Below are 5,001 nucleotides of genomic sequence, written 5' to 3' on the forward strand. Positions count from 1 at the left end.
AAATTATTGAACAATTTCAACCGGAAGCGCTACCAACGCGTATAAATTTTTAGCCATTTCCATGGTTTAACTGGATTTTGGTAGCGGGAGAGGGACTTGAACCCCCGACCCCAGGATTATGATTCCCGTGCTCTAACCAACTGAGCTACCCCGCCAGGGCGGCGAAAGGCCCGAAATCCGCCTCAAATCGAAGGGCATGTCGGGGGCGTTCGCCAAGGTCGCGCGGATATAAGGTTGGGAAGGTGAGCCTGTCAAGCTTCGAAGCAACCGGCTTGCCGGCTTATCGTCATTATCGAAAAGCTTTGCCGCGGCGACATTTGGTTGTCGCCGCCGGGGTTGAGTTCGAAGGGGCACGTCGCTATGTCTCGGCCACGAGTTTTTAGAGTTTGAAACAGATGAAGCCGCGCATAGCAGTCCTCGGTTGCGGATACTGGGGCAGCAACCACATCCGCACTCTCAAGGCGCTCGGCGCGCTGCACGCGGTCTCCGATACCAACCGGGCCCGCGCGGAAGGCTTTGCCAGCGAGCAGGACTGCCTGGCGATCGAGCCGGACCAGCTGTTCGTCCGTGACGATATCGACGCCATCGTCATGGCGCTGCCGCCGCAGTTCCATGCCGACCTTGCGGTACGTGCCGTCGAGAACGGCAAGGACGTGCTGGTGGAAAAGCCGATCGCGCTGACGGTGGCGGATGCCGAGCGTGCGGTGCAGGCGGCCAAGGACAATGGCCGCGTCTTCATGGTCGGCCATGTCCTGCGGTTCCACCCCGCCTTCGAGACGCTGAAGGGGCTGATCGACAAGGGCGAACTCGGGGAGGTCCGCTACATCCACTCTCACCGGCTCGGCCTCGGCAAGTTCCACACAGAGAACGACGCGCTGTGGGACCTGGCGCCGCACGATCTGTCGATGATCCTGGCGATCACCGGCACAGAGCCGATCGAGGTGCGCGGCGAGGGGGCCGCCCTGCTCGACAATCTCAGCGACTTCGCGCATCTGCACATGCGCTTCCCCAACGGCCTGCGCAGCCATCTCTTCACCTCGCGTCTCAATCCCTATCGCGAGCGGCGGCTGACCGTGGTCGGCACCAAGGCAATGGCGGTGTTCGACGACGTCGAGCCATGGGAACGCAAGCTGGCCGTCTACCGCCACGCGGTGTGGCAGGACAGCGGCCAATGGGCCTTCACCACCAATGAGCCGTCCTATGTCGCGGTTGCCCAGGGCATGCCGCTGACGCGCGAGCTGGAGCATTTCATCCAGTGCATCGAGACGCGTGCCGAACCGCGTACCAGCGGCGAGGAAGCGATCAGGGTGCTGCGCATCCTGACCGCCGGCACGGTCACCCACACCAAGTCGAATTCCTGAAGCGCGGATTATTCGGCAGGAAACTTATTCGGCAAGAATCTTATTCCGCGGGAATCTTATTCCGCGGGAATCTGGTCCGGCCGGGCGGCAAGCCGGGTCAGCATGGCCTCGGCCTCGGCGCCACGCTCCGATCGCTCGATGAAGCCGCCGCCGAACACGCGGGCCTCGTTGCCGTCATCGGAGTAGAGCACGCAGGCCTGGCCCGGCGCGATGCCGGACTCGCCGTCTACCAGTTCCACCCATGTGGCACCGGCACGATGATGCAGCACGGCCGGGCGCGGCGGCCGCGTCGAGCGGACCTTGGCGAACAGTTCCAGGCCGCCGGCAGGGACGTCTGTGAGCGGTCCGTCGCCCAGCCAGTTCATATTGCGGAGATAGATCTTGTGCGTCTCCAGCGCCTCGCGCGGGCCAACCACGACGCGAGCCCGGTCGGCATCGAGATGGACGACGTAAAGCGGCTCGCCGGAAGCGATGCCGATGCCGCGGCGCTGGCCGATCGTGTAGCGCAGGATGCCCTCATGGCGGCCGAGCACGCGGCCGTCGATGTGGACGATGTCGCCCGGATTGGCCGCAGTTGGCTTCAGCTTGGCGATGATGTCGGAATACTTGCCCTGCGGCACGAAGCAGATGTCCTGGCTGTCCTGCTTGGCGGCAACCGCCAGCCCCATCTCCTCGGCGATGGCGCGAACCTGAGGCTTCGACAGGCCGCCGAGGGGAAAGCGCAGATAGTCGATCTGCGCCTGCGTGGTGGCGAACAGGAAGTAGCTCTGGTCACGGTCGGCGTCGACCGGACGGTAGAGCGCGCGCTGGGCGCCATTGGCGCCGGAACGGATGTAGTGGCCGGTGGCCAGCGCGTCGGCGCCGAGCTCCTTGGCGGTGGCCAGGAGGTCGGCGAACTTCACCGTCTGGTTGCAGGAAACGCACGGGATCGGCGTCTCGCCGGCGACGTAGCTCTCGGCGAAGGGATCGATGACCGCCTTGCGGAAGCGTTCCTCGTAGTCGAGCACATAATGGGGGATGCCGAGCGTCTCGGAGACACGGCGGGCATCGTCGATGTCCTGCCCCGCGCAGCATGAGCCGGCCCGGTGCGTCGCCGCGCCGTGGTCGTAGAGCTGCAAGGTGACGCCGACGACGTCGTAGCCCTCGCGTTTCAGCAGGCCGGCGACGACCGATGAATCGACACCGCCGGACATGGCGACGACGATGCGGGTGTTTTCGGGACGTCCGGGAAGATCGAGACTGTTCATGATGCTTTCGTTCTGCGCGGCGCCTCAATGCCAATGTCGAGAATATAGGTCAAGCTTTACCGGCGCGCCAGCGTGCAGGGCGATTCACCGTTTGTGGCCGATCTTCGCCAAGGGATGCATTTTCCCCCGGCAAATCAGGGTTTGCGGGCAGATGTTTCAAATGCCGGCGAAAAGACTAACGCGGCGTTCATGATCCTTACCTAGTCATTAGGGTCTGCTTAGGCAATTTTTAAAGCTGTGGCGGTAACGTGGCGGGGATTGGGTCTTTGAGTTTTTTGTAGAGAGTACGATGACCGATCTGGTTAGACCGAGAGTCAAATATGTTATCGGGCCTGACGGCAGCCCTCTTACGATTGCCGATCTGCCGCCGACCAATACACGTCGCTGGGTTATCCGGCGTAAGGCGGAAGTGGTTGCGGCCGTGCGCGGCGGGCTTTTGAGCCTGGACGAGGCATGCCAACGCTACAAGCTCACCACCGAGGAATTCCTGTCCTGGCAGGCGTCGATCGACGAATACGGCCTTGCCGGGCTGCGCACGACACGCATCCAGCAATACCGGCACTGACCATTGCGAATTTAGATGAAGGGCGCGGCTAACTCCGCGCCCTTCTGTTTTTCACGGTCACCGTTCCGCTCAGAGCGACAGCACAACCTTGCCGATCGGCTTGGTGGCAAGGAAGGCGTGAGCGGCCCCCGCCTGGTCCAGTGGGAAGCTCTTCGCCACATGGACGGTGATCTTGTTGGCATCGATCAACCGAGCCAGTTCCAGCAGGCCCTCCCTGTCGGGGAAGACCGACATACGCTCGACCCGAATATCGCGCGCACTGGCGTGCGCCCTTGTGTCGTCGCTGACATCGAGCAGTGACACCAGCACGCCGCCACGCTTGAGCACCTTCAGCGAGCGTTGGGCGTGGTCGCCCCCCATTGGATCCAGCACCAGATCGATGTCGCGAACCTGGTCGGTGAAATCGCCCTTGGTGTAGTCGATGACCTCGTCGGCGCCGAGGTTGCGGACGAAGTCGAGCTGGCCCGGGCTGGCCGTGGCGACGACGTGGGCGCCGCGCGCCTTGGCGATCTGCACCGCCAGATGACCGACGCCGCCGGCTCCCGCATGCACCAATACGCGCTGCCCCGATTTCAGCCCGCCGTGGCGAACAAGCCCTTGCCAGGCGGTGAGGCCGGCCAGCGGCAAGGCGCCTGCCTCGAGGTGGCCCGCGCCCTTCGGCTTCAGTGTGATTTGATCGGCAGGTACGGCAACCAACTCGGCATAGGCGGCGGCCTGCTTGGGAAAGCGCGGCATCCCGAACACCTCGTCGCCGATCTTGAAGCCGGTGACGCCGGCGCCGAGTGCTTCGACAGTTCCCGAGATATCCCAACCCAGGATGAAGGGCGGCTCGCCGAGCAAGGGGTAGTAGCCGGCACGGACGGCGCCATCGACCGGATTGATGCCCGCGGCCTTGACACCGACCAGCACTTCGCCGGCCTCTGGCGTGGGATCGGGCTGATCGGCGATGACAAGGACGTCGGGTCCGCCGACGGAATTCTGGATAGCGGCACGCATTGAGATATCTCCTGCTCGGTTGATGCCACTATCATTTGGATAGTAATAGTCCCTTGTCCAGTATGTACCTTTCTGATACATACGCACCTCATGGATAGTGAAGATGATTGCGGTTTCGGCTATGACGCGTTCCGGCGAACGTGTCCTTCGCACACGGTGCTGGAGATGCTGGCCAGCAAATGGGTCTATCTGGTGGTTTGCGCGCTGCGCAAAGGCCGGCTGCGCAATGGCGAGCTTGCCCGGAAGCTTGACGGCATCACGCCGAAGATGCTGACCCAGACGCTGCGCGTGCTCGAGCGCGACGGATTGGTACGGCGCGAGATCTTTCCGGTCATTCCGCCGCGCGTCGAATATGAATTGACCGAGCTCGGTCAGAACCTGGCGGGACTGCTTACCCAGATCAGGTCATGGGCGGAGCAGCATGCGCCGGATATCAAGGATGCCCGTGCAAGGGCAATTGCCGAGAATGAAGGGGATTGGGCCGCGTAGGGCGGGTTTCATTCTTCTGGGCGTATTCCGCCGGGCCGCAAGCCGCGACAATGCGCCAGTCCGATGGCGAGCGTTGACGTCGCCAAGGGCAGGGTTTTAGCCAATCATGGCGCTGCGGCCACCGACTTCGGCTTCGCGGATCTTCGTGTCGCGCGATTCCAGCATTTCCGCTTTGGAAAGCTCCGCTTCAGCTTCGCCGAGTAATGATTCGGCGGCGCTTCGCTGCTGGGCGAGGTCGCTTTGGGAATTCCTGAGATTGTCGCGGCGCAGGCGAGCCGCCTTGGCGAAGGTCGGATAGGCGAAATGGTTGATGTCGGTGATGCCGGCCTTCTTTTCCTCGGCG

At 63.0% G+C, this 5,001-nt stretch carries 5 protein-coding genes, 1 tRNA gene and 1 pseudogene; 3 read left to right on the forward strand and 4 right to left on the reverse strand.

What is annotated here, in order from left to right; genetic code table 11:
- Window positions 1–78: 78 nt before the first annotated feature.
- Window positions 79–155: transfer RNA gene (locus ENZ74_RS21565), tRNA-Met, on the reverse strand.
- A 240-nt stretch (window positions 156–395) separates the two neighbouring features.
- Here ENZ74_RS21565 and ENZ74_RS21570 point away from each other — a divergent pair.
- Entirely contained in the window at window positions 396–1,361 is a 966-nt protein-coding gene (locus ENZ74_RS21570) for a Gfo/Idh/MocA family oxidoreductase (protein ID WP_013529902.1), read from the forward strand.
- Between the two features lie 56 nt (window positions 1,362–1,417).
- On the opposite strand, the gene mnmA is transcribed toward ENZ74_RS21570, so the two are convergent.
- A complete protein-coding gene (mnmA, locus tag ENZ74_RS21575) occupies window positions 1,418–2,608 on the reverse strand; it encodes a tRNA 2-thiouridine(34) synthase MnmA (protein WP_063168876.1) in 1,191 nt (396 codons plus the stop codon).
- A gap of 289 nt (window positions 2,609–2,897) precedes the next feature.
- Between mnmA and ENZ74_RS21580 the strand changes: the two genes are divergently transcribed.
- Window positions 2,898–3,173: a DUF1153 domain-containing protein gene (locus ENZ74_RS21580; protein WP_013529904.1), complete on the forward strand. Its 276-nt coding sequence runs from the start codon at window positions 2,898–2,900 to the stop codon at window positions 3,171–3,173.
- A gap of 69 nt (window positions 3,174–3,242) precedes the next feature.
- On the opposite strand, the gene ENZ74_RS21585 is transcribed toward ENZ74_RS21580, so the two are convergent.
- Window positions 3,243–4,169, reverse strand: a complete 927-nt coding sequence (locus ENZ74_RS21585) for an NADP-dependent oxidoreductase (protein ID WP_127312980.1) — start codon at window positions 4,167–4,169, stop codon at window positions 3,243–3,245.
- A gap of 90 nt (window positions 4,170–4,259) precedes the next feature.
- On the opposite strand from ENZ74_RS21585, the gene ENZ74_RS21590 reads away from it, so the two are divergent.
- On the forward strand, window positions 4,260–4,658 hold the full coding sequence (locus tag ENZ74_RS21590) for a helix-turn-helix domain-containing protein (RefSeq protein WP_013529906.1): 399 nt from the start codon (window positions 4,260–4,262) through the stop codon (window positions 4,656–4,658).
- A 96-nt stretch (window positions 4,659–4,754) separates the two neighbouring features.
- Here ENZ74_RS21590 and ENZ74_RS21595 read toward each other — a convergent pair.
- Window positions 4,755–5,001: pseudogene (locus ENZ74_RS21595) on the reverse strand (flagellar export protein FliJ); the annotation flags it as partial.

This window comes from Mesorhizobium sp. M7A.F.Ca.CA.002.15.2.1, from assembly GCF_003998715.1.
Taxonomy (GTDB): domain Bacteria; phylum Pseudomonadota; class Alphaproteobacteria; order Rhizobiales; family Rhizobiaceae; genus Mesorhizobium; species Mesorhizobium ciceri.